At 65.0% G+C, this 25040-nt stretch carries 17 protein-coding genes; 12 read left to right on the forward strand and 5 right to left on the reverse strand.

What is annotated here, in order from left to right; translation table 11 throughout:
* Positions 1 to 140: 140 nt before the first annotated feature.
* Positions 141 to 1127 carry a tRNA dihydrouridine(20/20a) synthase DusA gene (gene dusA, locus ACAM51_RS01095; protein WP_369642478.1) on the forward strand — a complete coding sequence of 329 codons (987 nt, stop codon included), beginning with the start codon at positions 141 to 143 and terminating at the stop codon, positions 1125 to 1127.
* Positions 1128 to 1133: 6 nt separating this feature from the next.
* Here dusA and ACAM51_RS01100 read toward each other — a convergent pair whose 3' ends face one another.
* Entirely contained in the window at positions 1134 to 3941 is a 2808-nt protein-coding gene (locus ACAM51_RS01100; protein ID WP_369642479.1) for an EAL domain-containing protein, read from the reverse strand.
* A gap of 251 nt (positions 3942 to 4192) precedes the next feature.
* Here ACAM51_RS01100 and ACAM51_RS01105 point away from each other — a divergent pair, with 251 nt between their 5' ends.
* The 5 genes from ACAM51_RS01105 to ACAM51_RS01125 all read left to right on the forward strand — a co-directional run bounded on the left by ACAM51_RS01105 (position 4193) and on the right by ACAM51_RS01125 (position 10951).
* Positions 4193 to 5287 (forward strand): GTP pyrophosphokinase family protein, encoded by a 1095-nt coding sequence (locus tag ACAM51_RS01105; RefSeq protein ID WP_369642480.1) that lies wholly within the window; start codon positions 4193 to 4195, stop codon positions 5285 to 5287.
* Positions 5288 to 5492: 205 nt separating this feature from the next.
* Positions 5493 to 7031, forward strand: a complete 1539-nt coding sequence (locus ACAM51_RS01110) for a polyhydroxyalkanoate depolymerase (RefSeq protein WP_369642481.1) — start codon at positions 5493 to 5495, stop codon at positions 7029 to 7031.
* Positions 7032 to 7045: 14 nt separating this feature from the next.
* Positions 7046 to 7735 (forward strand): electron transport complex subunit RsxB, encoded by a 690-nt coding sequence (gene rsxB / locus ACAM51_RS01115; RefSeq protein ID WP_369643906.1) that lies wholly within the window; start codon positions 7046 to 7048, stop codon positions 7733 to 7735.
* A 413-nt stretch (positions 7736 to 8148) separates the two neighbouring features.
* Positions 8149 to 8385: a hypothetical protein gene (locus ACAM51_RS01120; protein WP_369642482.1), complete on the forward strand. Its 237-nt coding sequence runs from the start codon at positions 8149 to 8151 to the stop codon at positions 8383 to 8385.
* Between the two features lie 25 nt (positions 8386 to 8410).
* Complete coding sequence (locus tag ACAM51_RS01125) at positions 8411 to 10951, forward strand: phytanoyl-CoA dioxygenase family protein (protein ID WP_369642483.1); 2541 nt, start codon at positions 8411 to 8413, stop codon at positions 10949 to 10951.
* Between the two features lie 29 nt (positions 10952 to 10980).
* Here ACAM51_RS01125 and ACAM51_RS01130 read toward each other — a convergent pair whose 3' ends face one another.
* Positions 10981 to 12471 carry a methyl-accepting chemotaxis protein gene (locus tag ACAM51_RS01130; RefSeq protein WP_369642484.1) on the reverse strand — a complete coding sequence of 497 codons (1491 nt, stop codon included), beginning with the start codon at positions 12469 to 12471 and terminating at the stop codon, positions 10981 to 10983.
* 167 nt (positions 12472 to 12638) lie between these two features.
* Between ACAM51_RS01130 and dapC the strand changes: the two genes are divergently transcribed.
* The 6 genes from dapC to ACAM51_RS01160 all read left to right on the forward strand — a co-directional run bounded on the left by dapC (position 12639) and on the right by ACAM51_RS01160 (position 20396).
* Positions 12639 to 13844 (forward strand): succinyldiaminopimelate transaminase, encoded by a 1206-nt coding sequence (gene dapC / locus ACAM51_RS01135; protein WP_218338553.1) that lies wholly within the window; start codon positions 12639 to 12641, stop codon positions 13842 to 13844.
* Between the two features lie 16 nt (positions 13845 to 13860).
* Complete coding sequence (gene dapD / locus ACAM51_RS01140) at positions 13861 to 14694, forward strand: 2,3,4,5-tetrahydropyridine-2,6-dicarboxylate N-succinyltransferase (RefSeq protein ID WP_218294964.1); 834 nt, start codon at positions 13861 to 13863, stop codon at positions 14692 to 14694.
* A 78-nt stretch (positions 14695 to 14772) separates the two neighbouring features.
* Positions 14773 to 15936, forward strand: a complete 1164-nt coding sequence (locus ACAM51_RS01145) for a PilT/PilU family type 4a pilus ATPase (protein ID WP_218294963.1) — start codon at positions 14773 to 14775, stop codon at positions 15934 to 15936.
* A gap of 156 nt (positions 15937 to 16092) precedes the next feature.
* Positions 16093 to 17298, forward strand: coding sequence for a succinyl-diaminopimelate desuccinylase (dapE, locus tag ACAM51_RS01150; protein ID WP_369642485.1), 1206 nt, complete (start codon positions 16093 to 16095; stop codon positions 17296 to 17298).
* A complete protein-coding gene (gene prmB, locus ACAM51_RS01155; protein ID WP_369642486.1) occupies positions 17295 to 18227 on the forward strand; it encodes a 50S ribosomal protein L3 N(5)-glutamine methyltransferase in 933 nt (310 codons plus the stop codon). Before dapE ends, prmB begins: the two co-directional genes overlap by 4 nt.
* Positions 18228 to 18338: 111 nt before the next feature.
* A complete protein-coding gene (locus ACAM51_RS01160) occupies positions 18339 to 20396 on the forward strand; it encodes an ABC-F family ATP-binding cassette domain-containing protein (protein ID WP_369642487.1) in 2058 nt (685 codons plus the stop codon).
* A 490-nt stretch (positions 20397 to 20886) separates the two neighbouring features.
* Here the strand turns inward: ACAM51_RS01160 and phbB are convergent, their stop codons facing one another.
* From phbB to ACAM51_RS01175, 3 genes are all read right to left on the reverse strand, one after another.
* Positions 20887 to 21624, reverse strand: coding sequence for an acetoacetyl-CoA reductase (phbB, locus tag ACAM51_RS01165; RefSeq protein ID WP_218294959.1), 738 nt, complete (start codon positions 21622 to 21624; stop codon positions 20887 to 20889).
* Positions 21625 to 21926: 302 nt separating this feature from the next.
* Positions 21927 to 23105, reverse strand: coding sequence for an acetyl-CoA C-acetyltransferase (locus tag ACAM51_RS01170; RefSeq protein ID WP_218294958.1), 1179 nt, complete (start codon positions 23103 to 23105; stop codon positions 21927 to 21929).
* Between the two features lie 187 nt (positions 23106 to 23292).
* Positions 23293 to 24993: a PHA/PHB synthase family protein gene (locus ACAM51_RS01175; RefSeq protein WP_369642488.1), complete on the reverse strand. Its 1701-nt coding sequence runs from the start codon at positions 24991 to 24993 to the stop codon at positions 23293 to 23295.
* Between the last annotated feature and the right edge of the window lie 47 nt (positions 24994 to 25040).

Consider the following 25040-nt stretch of genomic DNA (forward strand, 5'->3'; position numbering starts at 1 on the left):
TCGTTGGCCAATGGGATAATCACGGCCCTCCCCTGCAGCCTCCGTCGCCCGCCCCGTCCGGGCGTGCCGCTGCGGGCCTTTCCCCCGTTCTCCTTGCCTGTTTGCCTGCTGTGGAATCCCCCGCTTTGAGCCCCTGGCGCATGTCCGTCGCGCCGATGATGGATTGGACCGACCGCCATTGCCGCTACTTTCACCGCCTGCTGACGCGCCAGACCTTGCTGTACACCGAAATGGTGAATGCGGGCGCGATCATCCACGGCGGCACCGAGCGCCACCTGCGCTTCAACACGGAAGAGCATCCCGTGGCCCTGCAGCTGGGCGGCAATGAACCCGACAAGCTGGCCCAGGCCGCGCGGCTGGGCGAGGAATGGGGCTATGACGAGATCAACCTGAACTGCGGCTGCCCCAGCGACCGGGTGCAGCGCGGCGCGTTTGGCGCCAGCCTGATGAAGGCGCCGCAGCTGGTGGCCGACTGCGTGAAGGCCATGAAGGACGTGGTGGCCGTGCCCGTGACGGTCAAGCACCGCATCGGCATCGACAAGCAGGAAGACTACGGCTTCGTGCGCGACTTCATCGGCACGGTGGCCGAGGCGGGCTGCACCGTGTTCATCGTGCACGCGCGCAACGCGTGGCTCCAGGGCCTGTCTCCGAAGGAGAACCGCGACATCCCGCCCCTGCGCTACGAGGTGGTGCACCAGCTCAAGGCCGAGTTCCCGCAGTTCACGATCGCCATCAACGGCGGCATCCAGGCCGACGAGGTGGTGCTGCAGCAACTCGAACACCTCGACGGCGTGATGATCGGCCGCGAGGCGTACCACAACCCCTGGTGGATGGCGCGCTGGGATCAGCTCTACTACGGCAGTCAGGGTGGCACGCCCTGCCCCCTGACCCGCGAAGAGGTCGAGCTGGCCATGGTCGAATACATGGAGCGCGAGGCCGCACAGCATGGCACGCCCTGGCCCCACATCGCCCGCCACATGCTGGGCCTGCGCCACAGCCTGCCGGGCGCCCGCGTCTGGCGCCAGGTGTGGAGCAACCACCTGCTCAAGGACCGCCCCGCGCGGGAAGTGCATGCGCTCGCGATGCAGTCGTATGCGCCGTCCGCTGCCGCACAAGCGGTGGCATAGCGCGGTTCACGCCCGCGGCGCCTGTCTGGCCAGCCAGGTTTCCAGAGGCTCTGGCCTCCCGAACAGATAGCCCTGCAGGCAGTCGCACTGGCTGTCGGCCAGGAAGTCCGCCTGGGCGCGGGTTTCCACGCCCTCCGCCACCACGCGCAGGCGCAGGTGGCGGGCCACGGAAATGATGGACTGCACGATGGCGGTGTCGTCCGGGTCGTCGGGCGTGTCCTGCACGAAGCTCCTGTCGATCTTGAGTTCGTACAGCGGCAGCCGCTTGAGGTAGGCCAGGCTGGAGTAGCCCGTGCCAAAGTCGTCGATGGAAAAGCGCACGCCCAGCCGCACGATCTCGGTCATGCGGGCAATGGTGTCGTCCAGGTTCTCGATGAGAAGGCTTTCCGTGACCTCCAGGATGAGGTTCGCCGGCAGGGCGCCGGTGCGGGCCAGCACATGGCGGATGCGCTCCACGAAATCGTCCTGGCGGAACTGCCGCTGGCTCACGTTGACCGACAGCGACAGACTGTGCCCCGCCGCCTGCAGGCGCGCCAGGGTTTCGCAGGCCTGCTGGATCATCCAGTCCCCCATGCGCAGGATGAGCCCCGAACTTTCGGCGATGGGGATGAAGCGGCTGGGCGGCACGGCGCCGCGCTCGGGGTGGTCCCAGCGCATCAGCAACTCGCCGCCGACCACCGTCCCGGCCGCATCCACCTGGTTTTGCACGAAAGCGGCCAGCTGCCCTTCCGCGTGGGCCTGCTTGAGGTCCTGCTCCAGGGCCAGGCGCTCCTGCACGTCGGACTGCATCGCAGCCTCGTAAAAGCGGACGCGGTTGCGGCCCAGGTCCTTGGCGCGGTACATGGCCGTGTCGGCCTCGCGCAGCAGGTCCTCCACGCCCTCGTCCCGCTGGGGAAACAGCGTGATGCCGATGCTGCCGGTGCTGCTGTAAAGATGGGTGTCGATGGTGTAGGGAGCCTCCAGCGCCAGCCGCATCTCCTCGGCCATCTGCAGGGCGGCCCGGCCGGCGGATTCCATGTCGGAGGCCAGGTTGTGCACGAGCACCACGAACTCGTCCCCTCCCAGGCGCGCTACCGTATCCCCGGGGCGCAGCCGCTGCACGAGGCGGTCGGCCACCTGCATCAGCAAGGCATCGCCCAGCGTGTGGCCGCGCGCGTCGTTGATCTGCTTGAAGTTGTCCAGGTCGATGTAGAGCACCGCGCCGACCTGGGCCGCTTTGCGGGCACTGCGCAGCGCCTGTTCCATGCGGTCGAGCAGCATGCGCCGGTTGGGCAGGCCGGTGAGTCCGTCGAAGTAGGCGAGCTGATGGGTGCGCGCCTCGGCCAGCTTGCGTTCGGTGATGTCGCGCGACAAGGCGATGAACCGTGGCCCGTCGCCCGGCGCCGCGCTTTCCTTGCGCGCAATGGACAGCTCGAACCAGTGCGTGGTGCCGTCGAGTTCCAGCCGGTACTGCTGGCCAGTGGAATAGCCGGTGCGGTGCGCCTCCTGCAGCGCGGCATGGCAGCCAGCGGCCGCCTCGGGGGGCACCACGTCCGTCACGAGCCGGCCAAGGAACATCTCTGGCGGCAGCGCCAGCAGCTCGGAGCGCGCGGACCGGTAGTGGTGGATGCGGCCGTCCAGCCCCAGTTCAAAGAGCAGGTCGGGAATCGCGTTGAGGGTGCTTTCCAGGTCGTCGCGCGTGGCCCGCAGCGCGGCCGTCATGTCCAGCGCCAGCGCCACCGCCCTCTCGCGCCCCGTGGCCAGCAGCCACGTGAACCACGCCAGCAGCAGGCTCAATGCCGTGCCCATCACGGCCACGGGCAGGTGGCTGTTGTCCTCGTGACGCAGCTCGAACGCGGGCAGTGGCGACATCTGCAAGGTCCAGCGCCGCCCGCCAAACTTCAGCTCCCGGGTGGCCTGAAGCCCTGGGGCTTCCGCGGCGGGGGCCTGCGCCGCGGGCTCGGTGTTGGTGAACAGGCGCGTGCCGGATGCCGTGGGGCCCGGCACCATGCCGTCGAGGATCTGAAACCCGATGTCCGAATCGAACTCCCTGGCCATGCCGCGGACCACATCGGCGATGCGAAAAGTGGCGCTGACCCAGCCCACCAGTCCCGCACGCCGGCCATCGCCAGACCGCATGTCGGCCACGGTATCGTGCAAAGGCAGGTACATCGCCAGGCTTGGCTCGCTGTCCGGGCGAAGCGCCAGCGGGCCGGACAGCGCCAATTCGCCCGTGAGGCGGGCCCTGTCGAGCGCCTCCCTGGCGGCGGGAACCGTCAAGGTGTCGAAACCCAGGGTGTCGAGGTTGCCACCTTCCAGCGGCTCGACATGGGTGATGGGCGCGTAGAGGGGCCGCGCTCCTGCGGGCCGCACGCTGTAGCCCGGAAAACCGCGCGTGCGCATGTCGTGGGTGTGCGCTTCAAGGGCCGAGGCGGGCAACTGCAGGATGAGCGCGATGCCCTGCAGGCCGGGCCGGGTCTCCTGCAGCTGCAGCGCGCCCACATAGGCTTGAAACTCTTCACGGTCAATGCGCTCCGACCCTTCGAAGTACCCCTTGACCCCGCGCAGCACCACCTCGTACGTCGCGAGGCGGTCCGCAAGGTTGTAGGCGATGTGGTCAGCCGCCACCTGGAAATTCTGCTCGCGCTTGGCCCGCGCGCCGCGCTCCTCGCTCTGCCAGTACAAAAAGGTCAAACCGAGCATGAGTGCCGCGACCAGGGGTGGCAGCACCACGGCCAGCCACCGCTGGCTGGCGGCGCCGTCCAGGCGCGAAGCCTCGCGCACGCCATCAGCCCCCGCAGGCGGGCCCCCTGGGGGATGCGGCGGCCGGGTCATGGCTTTCCTGGCCTTGCCGGGAAGGGCGTGGAGGACGGCGGATGGGACAAGGCGTGCGGGTTCCCTTGGACAGGTGGGGACAGATCGGCACCATTATCGGCCCCGGCCCCCCGCGGCAAAGAGGCAGGGGCGTCCCCACGGGCTTTCCGTACATCCTGCATCAGGCTCCGGCGCCGTGGCGGATATGCTTGCATGGACAGGCGCTACGCCAGCCCACCGATCCGAACCCACCCAGAACGCAGAGACACGGCATGCCATCCCTTGATTTCGACCTGGAGGAATCCCATTTCCGCGCGTTCTACGCGCAGCAGTCCGCCGCGCTGGAGGCGGCCTGCGCAGCCCTCACGGGCATGGTCGCGGCCGTGGTCACGCGTGCGGGAGGCGTGGACATCGCCAAGGTGGAAGGCCGGGTGAAGGAGGTGGATGAATGCATCCGCAAGTTCGTGCGCAAATATCGTCCGTCGCTGGAAGAAAGCAACACGGCCTACGAGATCCAGGGCTACATCACGGACCTGGTCGGCGTGCGCGTGGTGTGCCTCTATGAGGATGAACTGGAGAAGATCGCCCAGATCGTGCGTTCGCACTTCGCGGTGATCGATGTCACGGACAAGGTGACGGCGGTGGAAAGCACCGAGGCATCGTTTGGCTACAAGGGCCTGCACCTGGACCTCAAGCTGAGCACCGCCGAACGCGGCTTGCCCGAGCACGCGGCCTACGCCCACCTGCCCTTCGAGCTGCAAGTGCGCACCATCATCCAGGACTCCTGGAGCGTGCTGGACCACCGGATCAAGTACAAGAAGTCCATTCCCGGCCAGCTCAAGCGGCGCATCAATGTGCTGTCTGCCCTGTTCGAGCTGGCCGACCGCGAGTTCCGCCAGATCCGCGATGCCACGGCCGCGGAACTGCTCCAGGCGCCCGACGAGACGGAAGAACCCCTCGCCGATGCCGCACCCGACGACAGCAACCCGCAGGCTCCCAGCAAGACACCGGCGCCCAGCAGCGAGCTCAACGCGTTCACCTTCCTCAAGATCGCGACGCACTTCTTCAAGGACTTCGAGTTCGAGCCGTCCAAGGTGGACGGTTTCGTGGATGACATCCAGGTCTGGTCTCCCGGCATGACACGGGCACGCTTCAACGCGCTGATGCGCGAGACCGTGGGCGTGGTCAAGCGCTACAAGCAGCATTTTGAAGAGCAGAACCCCCAGGCGAGCTTCAACCCCTACACCGTGATCCGGCACTGCCTGTACCTGAGTAACAAGGCGGCGTTCCGCCCGGCATTGCGCAACTCGGCGCGCGAATCCTTTGAAGCGTGGCTGCAGGAGCACGCGGAGCCCAGGCCGCAATAGTCTGCGAAAGGCATTCCACGGCTCTCTCATTACCTTCTTTGCTATTGGGTTTGTAGCAAGGCGGGCTTGGGGCATCCGGCAGGAGCGGGACGTGCGCTGAACACCCCTCGCCTGTCGCATAGGTGACTGGTCATTGGTGGTTTTCCTCCATGCGCTTGTTACCAAGTGCTGCTATATTGCACTGCAACAAAACGGAGTTTCGCCCATGCTGTATCACATCTACGAAACCCAGCGCTCGCTGATGGAGCCATTTACCGATTTCGCACAGGCCGCTGCCAAGCTGTTCAGCAACCCCATGTCGCCGTTCAGCGAAAGCCCGTTGGCGCAGCGCATGTCCGCAGGCTACGAACTGCTGTACCGCCTGGGCAAGGACTACGAAAAGCCGGCGTTCGAGATCCACTCCGTGGATGTGGATGGCGTGGGCGTGGCGGTGCATGAACGCATCGAGATGGACAAGCCGTTCTGCGAGCTGCGCCGCTTCAAGCGGTTCTCGGACGACCCCGCGACCCTGACCAAGCTCAAGGCCCAGCCCGTGGTGCTGATCGTGGCTCCCTTGTCGGGCCACTACGCCACCTTGCTGCGCGACACCGTGCGCACCATGCTCAAGGACCACAAGGTCTACATCACCGACTGGAAGAATGCCCGCCTAGTGCCCCTGGCCGATGGCGAATTCCACCTCGACGACTATGTGAACTACGTGCAGGAATTCATCCGCCACCTGCAGGGCGTCTATGGCAATTGCCATGTGATCAGCGTCTGCCAGCCCACGGTGCCGGTGCTGGCTGCCGTGTCGCTGATGGCCAGCCGGGGTGAAACCACACCGCTGAGCATGACCATGATGGGGGGGCCGATCGACGCCCGCAAGTCGCCCACGGCAGTCAACAACCTGGCAACGAACCGCAGCTTCGAATGGTTCGAGAACAACGTGATCTACCGCGTGCCAGAGAACTTCCCCGGCGCGGGGCGGCGTGTGTACCCCGGCTTCTTGCAGTACACCGGCTTCGTGGCCATGAACCCTGACCGCCACGCCAGCAGCCACTACGATTACTTCAAGGACCTGATCAAGGGCGACGACGCCAGCGTCGAGGCCCACCGCAAGTTCTACGACGAATACAACGCCGTGCTCGACATGGACGCGGACTACTACCTGGAAACCATCCAGACCGTGTTCCAGGACTACAAGCTGGTGAACGGCACCTGGGACGTGCGCTCCCCCGAAGGCAAGATCGAGCGCGTGCGCCCGCAGGACATCAAGACCACCGCGCTGTTCACCGTCGAGGGGGAACTCGACGATATTTCAGGTTCGGGGCAGACCGAGGCCGCGCATGACCTGTGCAGCGGCATCGTGCGCAAGGAGCAGCGCCACCTGGAAGCCAAGGGTGCAGGCCACTACGGCATCTTCAGCGGCCGGCGCTGGCGCGAAGTGGTGTACCCGCAGGTGCGCGCCTTCATCCTGCAGCATGAACAACCCCAGAAAAAGGCCGCGGTACCCGTGACGGAAACCCCGGACGACAACCCCCCCAGCCTGGCGCCAAAAAAGGTCGCGGCCCCCAAGGCCGCCGCCAGGACGGCTGTGAAAGCCGCAGCGCCCGTGGCCACCCGCTGGGTGGCCCCCGCTGGCAACCGCACCAAGCCCACGGGAGCGGCGGCGCCCGCCGAGGCAGACCCGGTCGCGGCGGCCAAGGCGACCGTCAGCGCCGCAACGCCATCCCGCACCCGCCGCAGCGCGGCCCGCAAGGCTTGAGCGTACCGCCGCACATTCCCAGCCCTCCCCCCGCAGCACCGTCAGCGCTTGCGGTGCGGATTGACGCGGCATTGCCCCAGACGCAATGCACGCGCTGCGGCTACCCGGATTGCGCGGCATACGCCCACGCCATTGCGGAGCATGGCGTCCCCATCAATCAGTGCCCTCCCGGCGGGGCCGAGGGCATTGCCCGCCTCGCCGCCATCACCGGGCAGCCGGTCTTGCCGCTGAGCGCCGAGCACGGCACGGAGGCCCCGCGCGCCGTGGTTTTCATCGACGAAGCGTGGTGCATAGGCTGCACGCTGTGCATCAAGGCCTGCCCGACCGACGCCATCGTGGGTACCCACAAGAAAATGCACACGGTCATTGAGCCTTACTGCACCGGCTGCGAACTGTGCGTGCCTGTGTGTCCGGTGGATTGCATCCACATGGAAAACATCAGCGGCGCCGCCACCGGCTGGTCCGCCTGGTCCGCGCCGCTGGCCCAGCAGGCACGCCAGCGCTATCAGGCACACCGCGAACGCCTGCCCCTGGAGGCGGTGGTCGAAGGGGATGACGAAACCCTTCAACAACCCACTGACACCCCCACCTCTGCCTCTGCCGCCTCGCTGGCTGACACCATCACTGACGAGGCCGCAGTGCGCCAAGCCACCATTGCAGCGGCGCTGGAGCGCGCCCGCCAGCGACGAGCGCAACCGCGCTAAGCACCTTCCCCGGAGGCCGGGCTTTCTACGAGGCCCCCGCCGAACAGGATAAGTGCTCAGGCAGAGCCCTCGGAGTCAACCAGAGGCAAGACAAACATCTCAAAATCGCACACATTGGCGCAACTTTTCACGTGGAGTCAAGGCGCCCATGGTGCCCCGCATTCAAAGCGCACGTGCCCAGAGACTTATGGCGAGCCAGAGCTTGTTGGAGGCACTGATGTACAACCCGGCCGCCCCCCGGGACGTACGGACGGGCATGAAATTGCACGGAAAAAACCGGTAAAACCGCTCCTGTCCTCGTTCGCCCATTCAACGAGTGGTGGCTGGCTCAATTTTGCATCGTCTCACAACCTGCAACGCTGATTCGCCGCACGGCATGGGAGGCGGCTGGAGGTGTGGACGAGACTCTTCACATGGCGATGGACTACGACTTGTGGTGGCGTTTATACAAGACCTTTGGACCGCTGGAATTCGTGGACTCTTTTCTGGCAACCAACCGCGAACACCAGGAAACAAAAACCAGCACCCGGCGCAAAGAGCATTATCGAGAAGCGATGGCGGTGGTGCATCGGCACTATGGCCGGATTCCCCTGAAATGGTGGCTGGCGCCGCCCTATTCCGTCTGGTATCGCTCCATGACAAACAACTGATTTCAAGTATTTTCAGCAATATCAGATGACATCACCCCGAATTCTGGTTGATTCTGGAAACTATTTCTCCAACAATGACAATGTGGGAGACAGGGCGATCTACCAGGTCATTTATCATCGATTGCGGCATCTTTGGCCTGATTGTGGAATTCACTGGATCACCCGCAGTGCAGCCTTGCTCCAGAGAGATTGTCCCGGGGTGATTGCGCTTGAGCTCACGGAGGAACGCGATTCCCGGTCGCTGCTCGTTTCTGGTGCAGATCACCTGGACTCGGCAACGCCATTGCCTTCAGACGCGGCACGCATCGTGTCGGCCTTGAGGAACTGCGACATGGTGATAGCGACCGGTGGTGGATACTTCAGCGATGATTTTTCCGGCCAAGCGGAGGCCATTCTTCATACACTGGAGGCGGGGATCAGGCTCGGCAAGCCAGCCGCTATTCTGAGCTGTGGATTTGAGCCCATCGGTGTTCGCAGCCTCTCTGACCTGATGCTGGGCGTAGTCCCATTGCTGAGCCTGGTGGTCTGCAGGGAGCCGCAGCAGAGTCCGATGGTGGCGAGATCATTTGGCGTACAGGAGCAGCGCCTGGTCGTGGCAGGAGACGAAGCCATTGAACTGGCGTTTGACGCGCGTCCCCGCGCCTTGGGCGAAAGCCTGGGCATCAATGTCCGCCAGGCAGACTACGCCGGTGTCGATTCCAGCACGCTGGTCCGCTTGCGCGAGGGTCTGGGTTTGGCCATTTCGCGGCTGGACGCACCCATCGTTGGCGTGCCCATTTCACTTTTCGGACCTTCGGATCCCGACGCCATTGCGTCCTTGCTCCGTGGCATGGCTGACTACGTCCCCAGCCTTGCAACCACACCGCATGATGTGATTAGGGAGGTCGGTGCGTGCCGCGTGGTCGTCACCGGCAGCTACCACGCGGCGGTGTTCGCTTTGTCGCAAGGGGTTTCCGTGGTCGCTTTGGCGGCATCCCCGCACTACAGATCGAAAATGCAAGGGCTTCAAGCCCAGTTTGGAGCCGCCTGCCGCATCGTGTTTCTGGACCGCGAGGATACCGCCATACGTCTGGCAACGGCCATCCAGGATGCCTGGGACGAAGCGGAGTCCGAGCGACCGCAATTGCTGCAGGCGGCGCGCCGGCAGGTCATTGCGGGCCGGGCAGTTTATGAACAGTTGGGCAAACTCATGGATGATTCATCGGGTCGCCCGCGCAATGGCACGATCCCGCAACTGGCAACCTTTCCAATGCAACCACCCATGCACAAAGAAATCACCAGGCTTTCGTTATCTCCTGAAGAGATAGAACAATTTCGGACACAAGGCTATGTGGGGCCGTTCACTGCATTCACTCCGCAGGAAATGGAAAAATTCCGCGCAACGGTGCGTGAGCGGGTGTTGCCGACCCCCACGCCTTACTGCCCCTTCGGGCTGCGTGTTCGCCACCTCGACAGCCGAACAGTGCATGAGATGTGCTCAGCCCCGGCCATCGTGGAGCGGATGGCTTCAATCTACGGGCCCGACCTGGTCTTGTGGAATTCCAATCTGTTCAACAAGCCTCCTGCCCGGCCCGAACAGCCCGAAGAGTACCCATGGCACCAGGACCACTACAACTGGAACATGGAGCCCATCCTGAACATTTCCGCGTGGCTGGCGATTACATCCGCCACCCTTGAAAATGGATGCGTGGAAATCATCCCGGGCTCTCACCGGCAGATCATTCCCCCGGCAGTCGATACCGATCCGGCCATGAGCCTCAGGTTCGGCGGAATCGCATCAGACCCCGCCTACGTGGACGAAACACGCAAGGTGGCACTGGTGCTGGAACCTGGCCAGTTTTTTCTGTTCAACGAACGGCTTTTGCATCACTCCAACCCCAACCGCACGATGGAGCACCGGCTCGGGCTTGCCGTCCGGGTGACGGTGCCCATCGCAAAGGTCAGCGAGCCCTTCCCATGCGTCATGCTGCGGGGCGAAGACCGCATGGGTTTCAACCGCTACATCGAAGCGCCCCTGGACGAGCCCGACGCACATTGGGTTGCTTCGTTGCCGCCCGGGCACGACTACCTGTTTGACCGCCCTATTCCAGGACGGGGCTGGCATCTGCGGGAGATCGAAGGACAAAGCCACTTCGCGTGGACAGGCCTGGAGTCCCAGGCGTGGATCGATTTCCGCCCCCTGGATGCTGGTGAGCATCTTCTGCGGCTGGAGGTAATTCACTTGCTGACGCATGCCGCAGTCAGCGAGCTTAAACTGCTTGTGAACGGACAACCGATGGCGGTGACCCACCAGCAAGCTGGCGAAGTGCTCATTCTGGAAGCCCAGGTCCCTGAAGCTGCCTTGCGAATCCGTTCGGACCGCGTGCGGGTTGTGCTCCAAGGTTCATCCCTGGTACGCCCCTGCGATCTGGACCCCGCGAGCACGGACAAGCGCTCGCTTGGGTTGGGAATTCGTCGGATCACGTTTGTACCCACTGATACGGCTCTGGCCGCAACCACCGAGAAAGAGCCCATGCAACCGCCGACACCCAAAGCCGAAGCCTGGTACCGCAGACTGTTTGAATAGCGCATCGAACCGGGCCCAAGCCCGGCTATTCAGCGCGCCGCCAGCGCCTTGTACACCCCACACCCCACATACAGATCTCCCACGCGGCTGACATAGGACATCTTTGTCTGCACCGCGCCGGTGGAGGGGTTGGTGATGTTGTACTCCACCCAGCCCGGGGCATGGTCGGCCTGGCCGACGATATCGCTCACGAGGCGGTCCCCCGCGATGCCCGGGATGTCCTGTACGCGTGTGCCCACCTTGGCGGTGTTGCCACCAAAGGCAAGATAAGTGCCGGCGGTATCCAGCACGAACACATACATGTCCCGGTCGTGGTATGGCTGGCTCTTGTCGGTAATGCTGCGCAGGAACTGGTCGCGCGAAGTGCTCTTGTGCAGTGCGACGGCCCTGCTCACCAGCACCACGGCCTCCTCGGCGGTGCCCTGCTGCAGGCGAAATGCCGACACCGCGCGCGACAACGTGGATGCCCGGCTCTCCAGGGCTTCGGCCTGTTGCACGGCATGGCCCACCATCTGGGCGTTGTGCTGGGTGATCTGGTCCAGTTGCTGCACGGCGGCACTGACTTCGCGCAGGCCCGTGCTCTGCTCGGTGCTCGACCCGGAGATCTCGGACATGCTGGCCGCCACGCTGCGAATACCTCCCGCCATGTCGGAGATGCCCTCCCCGGCCGAACGGATCAGGCCTGCGCTGGTCTCGACCTGGCTGACCGAGGCGCCGATCAGCTCGCGGATTTCGTGCGCCGCATCGCTGGACCGCTTGGCCAGCGTGCGCACCTCCGCGGCCACCACGGCAAACCCGCGGCCCTGCTCGCCCGCCCGTGCGGCCTCGACGGCGGCGTTCAGGGCCAGGATGTTGGTCTGAAATGCAATGCTATCGATGACGCCGATGATTTCGGTCATCCGCCGCGCCCCTTGCTGGATGGCTTCGACCGATTGAACGGCACGTGCCATGGCTTGCGCGCCCGCATCGGCCGCGCTGCGCACCTGGGCGGCCCGCGCATCGGCACTCTGGGCCGTCTGCGCGTTGTTCTGCACGGCGGACGACAACTGTTCCACGCTGGCCGCTGTCTGTTCCAGATTGGCCGCCTGCTGCTCGGTGCGGTCGGCCAGGGACCGGTTGCCCTCGGCCAGGCTCTGGCCCGCATGGGCCACCAGCGCCGCGTTGCTGCGGATGTCGGCCACCATGGAGGAGAGCGTGATCACCATGCGGTCGAGCGACTTCGCCATCTCTGCGACCTCATCGTGCCCATGGTCGCCACGGGCCTGTGCGCGCAGATCCCCGCCCTGGGTCAGCTCGATGGTCCGCGCCAGCCCGGCGAGGTCGCTCGAGAGGCTGATGTAGAGCGCCAGCAGGGCATAGGCCACCGCTCCGGCACCCAGCGCGAACAACCACCAGGGCGATCCCCATGCCGCGATGGCGAGCGCGGCCACCACCAGGAAACCCAGCGAGAGCAGTTTGCCAGGCAGATGCCACCTGCGCATCCACCAAAGTCCCGGACGCAGCGGTAGGAATCCTGACATCATGTCTCCTCTTGTCGTTCTTGCAACTGGCGCGAATCCTAGGGGCCGGCACTTACGGCGGATTGACAGACCGGGTGCAGGGGGCCTGCCGGGGCGCCGCCCACCCGGGCCCGCAGCCCGCGCATGCTGCGGCAATGGACCGGGTCCATCGCCCATAATGGCGCCCCATGAATCCCCTGCTTTCCCATCTCCAGCCCTACCCTTTCGAGCGGCTGCGGCAGCTATTCGCGGGGGTGGCTCCCCCGGCAGCCTACAGTCCCATCAGCCTGGGCATGGGCGAGCCACGCCATCCTACACCGCAGTTCATCAAAGATGCACTTAGTAACAACCTCAGTGGGCTGGCGAGCTACCCGGCCACGGCGGGGGAGCCGGCTCTGCGCGAGGCCTTCACCCGATGGCTGAATCAGCGGTATGCGATCACCCTGGACCCCGCGACCCAGGTCCTGCCCGTGAACGGTTCGCGGGAAGCGCTTTTCTCGTTTGCGCAGACCGTCATCGACCCTTCACAGGGCCAGCCGCTGGTGGTCTGCCCCAATCCGTTCTATCAGATCTACGAAGGCGCCGCGCTGCTGGCGGGCGCCACCCCCTACTACGCGGCCAGCGATCCGGCGCGCAACTTCGCGGTGGATTGGGACGCCGTGCCGGAAACGGTGTGGCAGCGGACCCAGCTGCTTTTCGTGTGCTCCCCCGGCAACCCCACCGGCGCGGTCATGCCGCTCGGCGAATGGAAGAAGCTCTTTGAACTGAGCGACCGCTATGGTTTTGTCATTGCCTCGGACGAGTGCTACAGCGAGATCTACTTCCGCGACGAACCTCCATTGGGCGGCCTGCAAGCCGCAGACCAGCTGGGTCGCGGCGGCTACAGGAACCTCATTTCCTTCACCAGCCTCTCCAAGCGCAGCAACGTGCCCGGCATGCGCAGCGGCTTCGTGGCGGGTGACGCGGCCCTCATCAAGGCGTTCCTGCTGTACCGCACCTACCATGGCAGCGCCATGAGCCCCATCGTGCAGGCGGCCAGCATTGCCGCCTGGGGCGATGAACAGCACGTGGTGGAGAACCGCGCGCGCTACCGCAAGAAATTCGCCCAGGTCACGCCCTTGCTCGCCGGCGTCATGGAAGTCGCCCTGCCGGATGCCGGCTTCTACCTGTGGGCCAAGGTGCCCGAAGCCCTGGGCATGGACGACGCCGAGTTCGCGCGCGCCCTCTTGGCTCAATACAATGTCACCGTGCTCCCCGGCAGCTACCTGGCCCGCGAGGCCCAGGGCAGCAACCCCGGCGCCCAGCGCGTGCGCATGGCCCTGGTGGCCGAAACCGAAGAATGCGTGGAAGCCGCGCTGCGCATCGTGCAATTCATCCAATCCCGTACTGCCTGATCTGATCGACAACGACATGACCCAACAACTCCAAACCCTCATCGACAACGCCTGGGACAACCGCGCCAGCCTCTCGCCCTCCGCCGCCCCCAAGGAAATCCAGGACGCTGTCGAGCACGTGATCGCCGAGTTGAACAACGGCAAGCTGCGCGTGGCCACGCGCGAAGGCGTGGGCCAGTGGACCGTGCACCAGTGGATCAAGAAGGCCGTGCTGCTGTCGTTCCGCCTCAAGGACAACGAAGTGGTCAAGGCCGGCGACCTGGGCTTCTACGACAAGGTGCAGACGAAATTCGCCCACCTCTCCGAAGAAGAGATGAAAGCCACGGGCGTGCGCGTGGTGCCCCCCGCCGTGGCGCGCCGCGGCAGCTTCATCGCCAAGGGCGCGATCCTGATGCCGTCGTACGTGAACATCGGCGCCTACGTGGGCGAAGGCACCATGGTCGACACCTGGGCCACCGTGGGCTCGTGCGCGCAGATCGGCGCCAACGTGCACCTGTCGGGCGGCGTGGGCATCGGCGGCGTGCTGGAGCCGCTGCAGGCCGGCCCCACCATCATCGAAGACAACTGCTTCATCGGCGCGCGTTCCGAAGTCGTCGAAGGCGTGGTGGTGGAAGAAAATTCGGTGCTGGGCATGGGCGTGTACCTGGGCCAGAGCACCCCTATCTTCAACCGCGCCACGGGCGAGATCAGCTATGGCCGCGTGCCCTCTGGCTCGGTGGTGGTCAGCGGCAACCTGCCCAAGACGGCCGCCAACGGCGCGCCCTACAGCATGTACGCCGCCATCATCGTCAAGCAGGTGGACGCGCAGACGCGCTCCAAGACCAGCATCAACGACCTGCTGCGCGACTGATCGCGGCTGACCGGCCCCGCACCTGACCGGCACGATCAGCGCCACCCCAGACAAAGACGACAAACAGAGGGACACACCATGAGCACGATGGAACGGATTCTTCGCCTGATGGCCGAGAAAAAAGCCTCCGACGTCTATTTGTCGGCCAATGCGCCGGCGCTGATCAAGATCAACGGCGAGTGCGTGCCGATCAACAACCAGATCCTGCCGCCGGATGCTCCGCGCAACCTGCTCTCCGAAGTGGTCCCTCCGGACCGCATCGAAGAGCTGGAAGAAACCGGCGAACTCAACATGGGCGTGCCACTCAGCGGCGTGGGGCGTTTTCGCGTCAGCGCCATGCGCCAGCGGGGCAGCTATGCGGTGGTGATCCGCTTCATCTCGCAGCAGATCCCGGAATTCAGTTCCCTGGGTCTGCCTCCCGTGCTGCGCGAGCTGATCATGGAAAAGCGCGGGCTCATCCTGGTGGTGGGCGCCACGGGCTCGGGCAAGAGCACCACGCTCGCGTCCATGATCGACACCCGCAACGAAGCGCTGACCGGCCACATCCTCACCATCGAGGACCCGGTCGAGTACCAGTTCAAGAACAAGAAATCCATCGTCAACCAGCGCGAGATCGGCAGCGACACGCAGTCGCTGCAGACGGCCCTGAAGAACGCGCTGCGCCAGGCGCCCGACGTGATCCTGATCGGGGAAATCCGCGACCGCGAAACCATGTCCGCCGCCATTGCGTATGCGCAATCGGGCCACCTTTGCCTGGCCACGCTGCACGGCAACAACAGCTACCACGCGCTCAACCGGATCCTGTCGTTCTACCCCGTGGAAGTGCGCCCCACCATGCTGGGCGACCTGGCTTCCGCGCTCAAGGCCGTGGTGTCGCAGCGCCTTGTCCGCAAATCGGATGGCGGCCGCGTCCCTGCGGTGGAAGTGATGCTCAATTCCAAGCTGGTGTCCGAGCTGGTGGAGAAAGGCGATTTCTCCGGCGTGAAGGAAGCGATGGAGAAATCCATGGCGGAAGGTTCGCAGACCTTTGAGGAAGCGCTGGCGCACCTGATCATGGAATCCAAGATCGACCGCAAGGAAGGCCTGGCGTACGCGGATTCCCCCACCAACCTCATGTGGCGCCTGCAGAACGACTTCTCCCTGGCGGCCAATGCGGCCAAGGCCCAGAAAGAAGCGCGGGATACCCCGGACGACCAGCCTTCGTTCACCGAGATCGTTTTGGACGTGAAACCGGCTGCATGATCCCTCCTGAGTCGCCTTCGGCGCACTGCCCCCGGGGTGACGGCGCCCTGGCTGCGGCGCGTGCCCGGGGCCACACGCCCGGGCCGCGCCGGTGCATGACGCGGCGTCTGGGACAATCGACTATTTAAACGCCCCCTGTCTTACCCACCCCTTCCCATGTCCCGCACACTGCACCTGGCCGAACAGCTCATCGCCCTGCCCTCCATCACCCCCGAGGACGCGGGCTGCCTTGACGTGCTGGCGGCCCGCCTGGCCCCGCTGGGATTCGTGTGCGAACGGCTGGACAGCGGCCCGGCGGATTTCCGCGTCAGCAATTTGTGGGCAAAACGGGCTGCAGCCCAGGGTGGAAAAGCGCCATCAGCTATCAAAACAATAGTATTCGCAGGCCACACCGATGTGGTGCCCACGGGGCCGCTAGCGCAGTGGAGCAGCGATCCCTTCGTCCCCACCCACCGTGGCGGCAAGCTCTACGGCCGGGGCGCCAGCGACATGAAGACTTCCATCGCCGCGTTCGTCGTGGCGGTCGAGGAATTCCTGGCGCACACGCCAGAGCCCCTGGTCCAGCTCGCCTTCCTGCTCACCAGCGATGAGGAAGGCCCGTCAGTGGACGGAACCAAGGTCGTGGTCGAGCAGCTCAAGGCGCGCGGCGAGCAACTGGACTACTGCATCGTCGGCGAGCCCACGTCGGTCGAGCGCACCGGCGACATGATCAAGAACGGCCGGCGCGGCACGCTCAGCGGCAAGCTCACCGTGCGGGGCATCCAGGGCCACATCGCCTACCCGCAACTGGCGCGCAACCCGATCCACCAGGCGCTGCCTGCCCTGGCCGAACTGGCCTCGACGGTATGGGACCAGGGCAATGCCTTCTTCCCGCCCACCAGCTGGCAGATCAGCAACATGCATGGCGGTACGGGCGCCACCAACATCATCCCGGGGGACGTGGTGGTGGACTTCAATTTCCGCTTCTCCACCGAATCCACGGCGGAAGGCCTCAAGCAGCGCGTGCACTCCGTGCTCGACCGCCACGGGCTGGAGTACGACCTGCGCTGGACGTTGGGCGGACAGCCTTTTCTCACCACACCGGGTGAACTGGTGGACGCCGTGCAACAGGCTATCGCGGCGGAGACCGGCCTCACGACCGAGCTCTCCACCACGGGTGGCACCAGCGATGGCCGCTTCATCGCGCAGGTCTGCCCCCAGGTGATCGAACTGGGCCCGCCCAACGCCAGCATCCACAAGATCGACGAACACGTGGTGGTGGCCGACATCGAGCCGCTCAAGAATATCTACCGCCGCACACTGGAAAACCTGCATGCGCAGGCGCTGGCAGCCCCCAAGGCCGCCCCGGCGGTGCGTGTATGAGCACGGCGGCACCCCACGCAATGGCGGGCACCACGGTCGGCGCGCTCGTCGAATCGGGCAGCCGGCAGCTGGCCGAAGCTGGCGTTTCCTTTGGCCATGGCACCGCGAACGCCCACGATGAAGCCGCCTGGCTCGTGCTGTGGCGCCTGGGCCTGCCGCTGGACAGCGACCTGTCGGACGCGCCCGATTCCCTGAGGAATCAGTCTGTCGCACCCGAGCAGGTCGCCCTGGTGGCCACCCTTTTCGAAGAACGCGTCCGCACGCGCAAGCCCGCCGCCTACCTTACGCAGGAGGCCTGGCTCCAGGGCGTGCCGTTCTATGTGGACGAACGCGCCATCGTCCCGCGCAGCTTCATCGCCGAGCTGCTTGTCGACGGCGGCGCGGACGAGTACCTGAGCGACCACACCCACCGGGTGCTGGACCTGTGCACGGGCAACGGCAGCCTGGCCGTGCTGGCCGCCATGGCCTGGCCCGAGGTGTTGGTGACGGGTGCCGACATCTCGCCCGACGCCCTGGCCGTGGCCCGGATCAATGTGGACAAGCACGGCCTGCAGGACCGCATCCAGCTGCAGCTCTCCGACGGCCTTCAGGCCCTTCCCGGCCCCTGGGACCTGATCCTGTGCAACCCGCCCTACGTGAATGCGGCCAGCATGGCCACCTTGCCCGCCGAGTACAGCGCCGAGCCCGCACTCGCCCTGGCCGGCGGCAGTGATGGCATGGACTTCGTACGCCAGCTGTTTGCTGTCGCGCCCGCCTGCATGAGCGAGGATGCCGTGATCATTCTGGAGATCGGCAACGAGCGCGCCTACTTTGAAGCAGCCTTCCCCCAGTTGCCTGTGTTCTGGCTCGATACCAGCGCTGGCGAAGACCAGGTTTTGCTGGTGACCCGGCGGGCCCTGGCCGCCCAATCCCGTCTCGCGGCACAATAGAGGGTTGCGCGCCGCTGCCGCTTGCATCGGCTGCACCGATTGCAGCAGCGCTGGCCCCCTGCTTTTTCATGCCACCCGCCCAGCGCGGGTGCGCCTTTTTGTGAACTCCGGATGATCACCCTCAAGAACGTTACCTTGCGACGCGGCGCCAAAGTCGTGCTCGACAGCGTTTCCGCCACCATCAACCCCGGCGAGAACGTCGGACTCGTGGGCCGCAACGGCGCGGGCAAGTCCAGCCTGTTCGCCCTGCTCAGCGGCAAGCTCCATGAAGACGGTGGAGACTTCTACATCCCCGCGAGCTGGCGCATGGCCGAAGTCGCGCAGAACATGCCCGAGACGGACCAGTCCGCGACCGAGTTCGTGCTGGAAGGCGATACGCGGCTGGCCGAGGTCCAGCAGCAGCTGGTGGAGGCCGAGGCCAGCGACGACGGCATGGCCATTGCCCATGCGTATTCCGACCTGCACGACGCCGGCGCACACGACGCCGTGGCGCGCGCCCAGGCGCTGATCCTGGGCCTGGGCTTTCGCGTGAGCGAGCTGGAGCAGCCGGTCAACAGCTTTTCGGGCGGCTGGCGCATGCGCCTGCAGCTGGCGCGGGCCCTGATGTGCCCCAGCGACCTGCTGCTGCTGGACGAACCCACCAACCACTTGGACCTGGACGCGCTGGTCTGGCTGGAAGCCTGGCTCAAGCGCTATGCGGGCACCATGATCGTGATCAGCCACGACCGGGAGTTCCTCGACGCCATCACCAACGTCACCCTGCAGATCCAGCAAGGCGAGTTGAACCGCTACGGCGGCAACTACAGCAAGTTCGAGGAATTGCGCGCCCAGCAACTCGAACTGCAACAGGCCAGCTTTGCCAAGCAGCAGGAGAAGATGGCCCACCTGCAGAAGTTCATCGACCGCTTCAAGGCAAAGGCCAGCAAGGCCAAGCAGGCGCAAAGCCGCGTCAAGCAACTCGAACGCATGGAGAAGATCGGGCCAGTGCTGGCCGAAGCGGACTTCACGTTCGAGTTCAAGGAGCCGGCCAACCTGCCCAATCCGATGCTGGCGATCAGCGACGCATCGTTCGGCTATGTGGATGACGAGGGCGCGGCCACCACCATTCTCAGGGGCGTGAACCGCTCGGTGCTGGCGGGCCAGCGCATCGGCATCCTGGGCGCCAACGGCCAGGGCAAATCCACCCTGGTCAAGACCATCGCCCGCACCATGAAACCCCTGGGCGGCAGCGTGACCGAGGGCAAGGGACTGAACATCGGCTACTTCGCCCAGCAGGAACTGGACGTGCTGCGCCCCGCGGAGAACCCGCTGGAGCACATGATCCGCCTGGCCAAGGAGCTGGGGCCCGATATCAAGCAACCGAGTCGCGAACAGGACCTGCGCAGCTACCTGGGCACGTTCAACTTCACAGGCGACATGGTCAAGCAGGCCGTGGGCACCATGAGCGGCGGCGAAAAGGCGCGGCTGGTGCTGGCGATGATCGTCTGGCAGCGCCCCAATCTGCTGTTGCTGGACGAGCCCACCAATCACCTCGACCTGGCAACCCGCGAAGCCCTGGCCATGGCGCTCAACGACTTCGATGGCACGGTCATGCTGGTCAGCCACGACCGCGCGCTGCTGCGCTCGGTCTGCGAGGACTTCTGGATGGTGGGCCGGGGCGTCGTGGGGCCTTTTGACGGCGATCTGGACGACTACCAGCGCTACCTGCTCGAGGAATCCAAACGCCTGCGCGAGGAGGCCCGCCTGGCCGAGCAGGCGCAGACATCCTCAGCGGCGAGCCAGACACCACCCCCAGCCGCCGTGGCACCTTCGCCAGCGGTGGCACATCCCACCCCCGCGACCGCCCCGGCCCCCACACCGGCCGCCGCCCCCTCCCCTTCGCGGGATGGACGGGAACAGCGCAAGCTCGATGCCCAGGTGCGTCAGCAGCAGGCGGAAAAAACCCGGCCCCTGAAAAAAGAGCTGGAGCAAATCGACAAGCGCCTGGCCGCCCTGTCCACCGAGCGGGCCGCGCTGGAGCACAAGCTCACCCAGGCCCTTGCGCCGGCGGAGATCGCCGAGTGTGGCCGCAACCTCAAGGCAGGGAACGAAGAGACAGCCAGACTGGAGGAGCGTTGGCTGGAAATTTCTTCGGCCCTGGAAGAAATGTCGGCGTCGGCAGCGGGTTGAAAATGTAAATCCATGTAAGCCAAAAGACTCTATTTTTTGGCGTTGGCGCATATCTGGAAAGCATTTAGTGCTTCACTTTTGATAGCGATTTACATTGTAAACAGACGGGCACTGGCGGTTGCATTTTTTTGCGAAACGCTGTCAACGGACTGTGGATTGGCTGCGTTGTTGGTACATCACAGGAGTTTTCAGCATGAATACCACCGCAATCTTGTCCGCCTGGCCCGAAGACGAACGCGACCGCAAGCGCGCTCCCGCCCGCCTCTGAAGGCGCCGCAGCCAGCGTTTCCCGCCCGAAGGCCCTCAAATGCCAGCCACCACCATGAAGCACGAACCATACCAACGTGTGGGCCATGCTTGCACCGGGTGGCGCATTTCATAGCCCCATCGAGGCAAGACGCCCGGCAGTCCTTCCCTCTTGCTCCTCCCCAACAAAAAACCCCGCACTGCGGGGTTTTTGTTCTTTGCGGCAAACAGCGGGCCCAGGCCATCAGCCCATGTGCAAGCCGCCATTGACCGAGAAGTCAGCCCCGGTGGCATAGCCCCCTTCTTCCGATGCCAGCCAGGCAATGATCGATGCGATTTCGCTGGGTTCGCCCAGGCGCTTGACGGGAACGGTCGCCACGATCTTTTCGAGCACGTCAGGGCGGATCGCCTTGACCATGTCCGTGCCGATGTAGCCAGGGCTCACGGTGTTGACCGTCACGCCCTTGGTGGCCAGTTCCTGCGCAAGGGCCATCGAAAACCCATGCATGCCCGCCTTGGCGGCCGAATAGTTCGTCTGGCCTGCCTGGCCCTTCTCGCCATTGACCGAGCTGATGTTGATGATGCGGCCCCAGCCCTTTTCCACCATGTCGGCCACCACTTGCTTGGTGACGTTGAACATGCTGTTCAAGTTGGTCTCGATCACCGCATCCCAGTCTTCGCGCGACATCTTGAGGAACATGCGGTCGCGCGTGATGCCCGCGTTGTTCACCAGCACGTCGATGTTGCCGTGTTCCGCCTTGGTCTTGCCGAAGGCCTCGACCGTGGAATCCCAATCGCCCACATTGCCCACTGACGCATGGAAGGTGTAGCCCAGGGCCTTTTGCTCACCCAGCCACTTGGCATGGTCGCGGGTCGGTCCGCAACCGGCAATGACCTTGAAGCCCTCCTTGTGCAGGCGCTGGCAAATGGCGGTTCCGATGCCGCCCATGCCGCCGGTGACGTATGCAACTTTCTGGCTCATGTGATTTCTCCTTGTTGATTGGTGATGCCTTCAGCGTCCACTCTACCCAAGAAATCGGACACTGCCGTGAAGGAAAACACTGAAGCCCTTTCCTTTTTGACAGATTGGCCTGCACCGCGGCCAGGACGCCCTGAATTCGGCGCGCGCTGCCACGCCTTGATACAAAAAAGGTCCACGGCCATACCGGCATGCGGACCGCAGCCTGACTAGCGTCCGGAAATAAAAAAAGCCGCGCGAACGCGGCCTCGGCCCGGGATCGGTGGAGGTTGCGCGGCATGGACTGCCGCGCCCCCCCTGGCGCCTCAGCGCTCCACCGCGAGCGATACGCCCATGCCTCCGCCAATGCACAGCGCGGCGAGCCCCTTCTTGGCGTCGCGGCGCTGCATTTCATGCAGCAGCGTCACGAGGATGCGGCAGCCGGACGCGCCGATGGGGTGGCCGATGGCGATGGCGCCGCCATTCACATTGACCTTGGCCGGATCGATGGCCAGCTCCTTGTTCACGGCACAGGCCTGGGCGGCAAAGGCTTCGTTGAGTTCGAACAGGTCCACATCCGCGGCACTCCAGCCCGCGCGCTGCAGCGCCTTGCGCGATGCAGGCACAGGGCCCATGCCCATGGTGGCGGGGTCCAGGCCGCTGGTGCCGAAGGCCGCGATACGTGCCAGGGGCTTGAGGCCCAGGGCGGCGGCCTTCTTGGCGCTCATCACGACCACGGCGGCCGCGCCGTCATTGAGACCCGAGGCATTGCCCGCCGTCACGCTCCCTGCCTTGTCGAACGCGGGGCGCAGGCCGGCCAGCGCTTCGGCATTGGTCTTGCGGTTGAGGTATTCGTCGGCATTGAAGACGATGGGGTCGCCTTTCTTCTGCGGCAGGCTCACGCCCACGATTTCGTCAGCGAACCTGCCGGCATCCTGCGCGGCAGCGGCCTTTTGCTGGCTCGCCAGCGCCAGGGCGTCCTGCATGTCGCGGGTGATGCCGTACTGCTTGGCCACGTTCTCGGCCGTGATGCCCATGTGGTACTGGTTGTAGACGTCCCACAGGCCATCGACGATCATCGAGTCGACCATCTTCCAGTCGCCCATGCGCTGGCCGTCGCGCGAACCGTTGAGCACGTGGGGCGACAGGCTCATGCTCTCCTGCCCGCCGGCCACGACGATCTCGCTGTCGCCCCATGCCACGGCCTGCGCCGCCAGCATCACGGCCTTGAGGCCCGAGCCGCACACGGCGTTGATGGTGAGCGCGGGGGTCTCCTTGGCCACACCGGCCTTCATGGAGGCCTGGCGCGCCGGGTTCTGGCCCACGCCCGCGGTCAGCACCTGGCCCATGATGACTTCACCAATCTGGTCGGACGAGAGGCCCGCGCGCGCGATGGCTTCGCGTATCACGATGGCGCCCAACTCGGTCGCGGGCGTCTTGGCCAGTGCGCCACCAAACTTGCCCACGGCGGTGCGGGCGGCCGAAACGATGACGATGTCTTCCATGGAATGTCCTTGTGGTTGGGGGTTGTTGCTTGGTAATTCTCGCAGCGCCGCGGATCAGTGCTTTTGCGTATCCGCCGGTGCCGGCGCTGCCCCGGCGCGGGGCGCCAGACAGGGGCCGCAATGCGGGGCGGCGCCGCCGTCCCTGATCGGCAATGCAGGCCAGAGGCGACCCAGGGGCTTGCGCATGTCACGCCTTCTGCTTGACGTAGCTGCCCGGTGCCGGCTCGGTGGCTCTGAATTTCGTGCCCTTGCCGTAGGCCTTGGGGGCCGCGATCTGCTTGCCGGCATGGCCCTTGAGCCATCCGGACCAATCGGTCCACCAGCTGCCGGGGTGTTCGGTCGCGCCCTCCAGCCACGAGTCCAGCGTGGCGGGCAGCTTGCCGTCCGCGCGGATCCAGTGGCTGCGCTTGCCCTTGGCGGGGGGGTTGATGACGCCTGCGATGTGGCCCGAGGCCCCCATCACGAAGCGCTTCTTGCCAGGCAGCACCTGGGTGGATGCATAGGCGGCGTTGATGGGCACGATGTGGTCTTCGCGCGAGCCGTAGATGTACACCGGCAGCGTGAGGTTTCCAAGGTCCATCTTCTCGCCGCACACGGTGAGCCTGCCGGGCTTGACCAGGTTGTTCTCCAGGTAGAAATTGCGCAGGTACCACGCGTAGAACGGCCCGGGCAGGTTGGTGCTGTCGCTGTTCCAGTACAGGAGATCGAACGGCGGCGGCGTCTCGCCCTTGAGGTAGTTGCCCACCACGTAGTTCCACACCAGATCGTTGGGACGCAGGAAGCTGAAGGTCGATGCCAGGTCCTGCCCCTTCATCAGCCCGCCCTGCCCCATCTGCATCTCGCGGAACTTCACGAACGCCTCGTCGATGAACACATCCAGAATGCCGGTGTCCGTGAAGTCGATCAGGGTGGTGAGGAACGTGGCGCTGGCCACGGGCTCGTCGCCCCGCGCCGCCAGCACGGCCAGCGCATTGCTCAGGATGGTGCCGCCCACGCAGAAGCCCAGCGCGTTGATCTGTTCGGCGCCGGTGATGTTCCGCACCACGTCGATGGCCGCCATCGCGCCGTCTTCCACATAGTCGTCCCAGGTCTTGTGGGCCAGGGCATCGCCGGGGTTGCGCCAGCTCACGACAAAGGTGCGATGGCCTTGTTCGACGGCGTAGCGGATCAGCGAATTCTCGGGCTGCAGGTCGAGGATGTAGAACTTGTTGATGCACGGCGGCACCAGCAGGAAGGGGCGCTCATAGACCTTGGCGGTGAGCGGCTTGTATTCGAGCAGCTGGAACAGCTCGTTCTCATACACCACGGCGCCCTCGGTGGTGGCCACGTTGCGGCCCACCTCGAACAGGCTTTCGTCGGTCATCGACACATGACCCTGTGTGATGTCGTGCAGCAGGTTCTGCATGCCCTTGGCAATGCTCTCGCCCTTGGTTTCGATGGCCTTCTTCTGTGCCTCGGCGTTGAAGGCCAGGAAGTTGCTCGGCGCCATGGCGGCCATCCATTGCTCCACGCCGAAACGGATGCGGGCCTTGGTTTTTTCGTCGGACTCCACCGCCTCGGCCAGGCCCATCAGGGTGCGCGCATTGAGCAGGTAGGCGGCGGCCGAGAAGGCCGCGACGGGGTTGCTGGCCCAGCCCTCGCCGGAGAAGCGGCGGTCCTTGACCTCGGGCGCGCCCTGCAGGCCCTGGGCCCACAGTTCCTGCGCTTCCTTCAGGTACTGCTGCTGCAGCGCCTGCAGCTTGCTGGGTGAAAACTTCAGAGGGGGGGTGGCGGGTACCTGCGTACCAAGGTCCAGCTTCTGGAACGACTGCAGTGCCTGTGACCAGCTTTGCCCGAAAATCTGCTGGAACTGCTGGGCGCTCTCGGCCCATGGTGATTCAGAATTCATGCTCTTTCCTCAGTGATTGGTCGCTCGCAGCGGCAGGGCTTCTTGTT

This window comes from Acidovorax sp. A79, from assembly GCF_041154505.1.
Taxonomy (GTDB): domain Bacteria; phylum Pseudomonadota; class Gammaproteobacteria; order Burkholderiales; family Burkholderiaceae_C; genus Acidovorax.

What these genes read in the sequence shown, in the direction of transcription:
- dusA (WP_369642478.1), top strand. Translation starts at nt 141, where the DNA reads ATGTCCGTCGCGCCGATGATGGATTGGACCGACCGCCATTGCCGCTAC.
- ACAM51_RS01100 (WP_369642479.1), bottom strand. Translation starts at nt 3,941, where the DNA reads ATGACCCGGCCGCCGCATCCCCCAGGGGGCCCGCCTGCGGGGGCTGAT.
- ACAM51_RS01105 (WP_369642480.1), top strand. Translation starts at nt 4,193, where the DNA reads ATGCCATCCCTTGATTTCGACCTGGAGGAATCCCATTTCCGCGCGTTC.
- ACAM51_RS01110 (WP_369642481.1), top strand. Translation starts at nt 5,493, where the DNA reads ATGCTGTATCACATCTACGAAACCCAGCGCTCGCTGATGGAGCCATTT.
- ACAM51_RS01120 (WP_369642482.1), top strand. Translation starts at nt 8,149, where the DNA reads ATGGCGATGGACTACGACTTGTGGTGGCGTTTATACAAGACCTTTGGA.
- ACAM51_RS01125 (WP_369642483.1), top strand. Translation starts at nt 8,411, where the DNA reads ATGACATCACCCCGAATTCTGGTTGATTCTGGAAACTATTTCTCCAAC.
- ACAM51_RS01130 (WP_369642484.1), bottom strand. Translation starts at nt 12,471, where the DNA reads ATGTCAGGATTCCTACCGCTGCGTCCGGGACTTTGGTGGATGCGCAGG.
- dapC (WP_218338553.1), top strand. Translation starts at nt 12,639, where the DNA reads ATGAATCCCCTGCTTTCCCATCTCCAGCCCTACCCTTTCGAGCGGCTG.
- dapD (WP_218294964.1), top strand. Translation starts at nt 13,861, where the DNA reads ATGACCCAACAACTCCAAACCCTCATCGACAACGCCTGGGACAACCGC.
- ACAM51_RS01145 (WP_218294963.1), top strand. Translation starts at nt 14,773, where the DNA reads ATGAGCACGATGGAACGGATTCTTCGCCTGATGGCCGAGAAAAAAGCC.
- dapE (WP_369642485.1), top strand. Translation starts at nt 16,093, where the DNA reads ATGTCCCGCACACTGCACCTGGCCGAACAGCTCATCGCCCTGCCCTCC.
- prmB (WP_369642486.1), top strand. Translation starts at nt 17,295, where the DNA reads ATGAGCACGGCGGCACCCCACGCAATGGCGGGCACCACGGTCGGCGCG.
- ACAM51_RS01160 (WP_369642487.1), top strand. Translation starts at nt 18,339, where the DNA reads ATGATCACCCTCAAGAACGTTACCTTGCGACGCGGCGCCAAAGTCGTG.
- phbB (WP_218294959.1), bottom strand. Translation starts at nt 21,624, where the DNA reads ATGAGCCAGAAAGTTGCATACGTCACCGGCGGCATGGGCGGCATCGGA.
- ACAM51_RS01170 (WP_218294958.1), bottom strand. Translation starts at nt 23,105, where the DNA reads ATGGAAGACATCGTCATCGTTTCGGCCGCCCGCACCGCCGTGGGCAAG.
- ACAM51_RS01175 (WP_369642488.1), bottom strand. Translation starts at nt 24,993, where the DNA reads ATGAATTCTGAATCACCATGGGCCGAGAGCGCCCAGCAGTTCCAGCAG.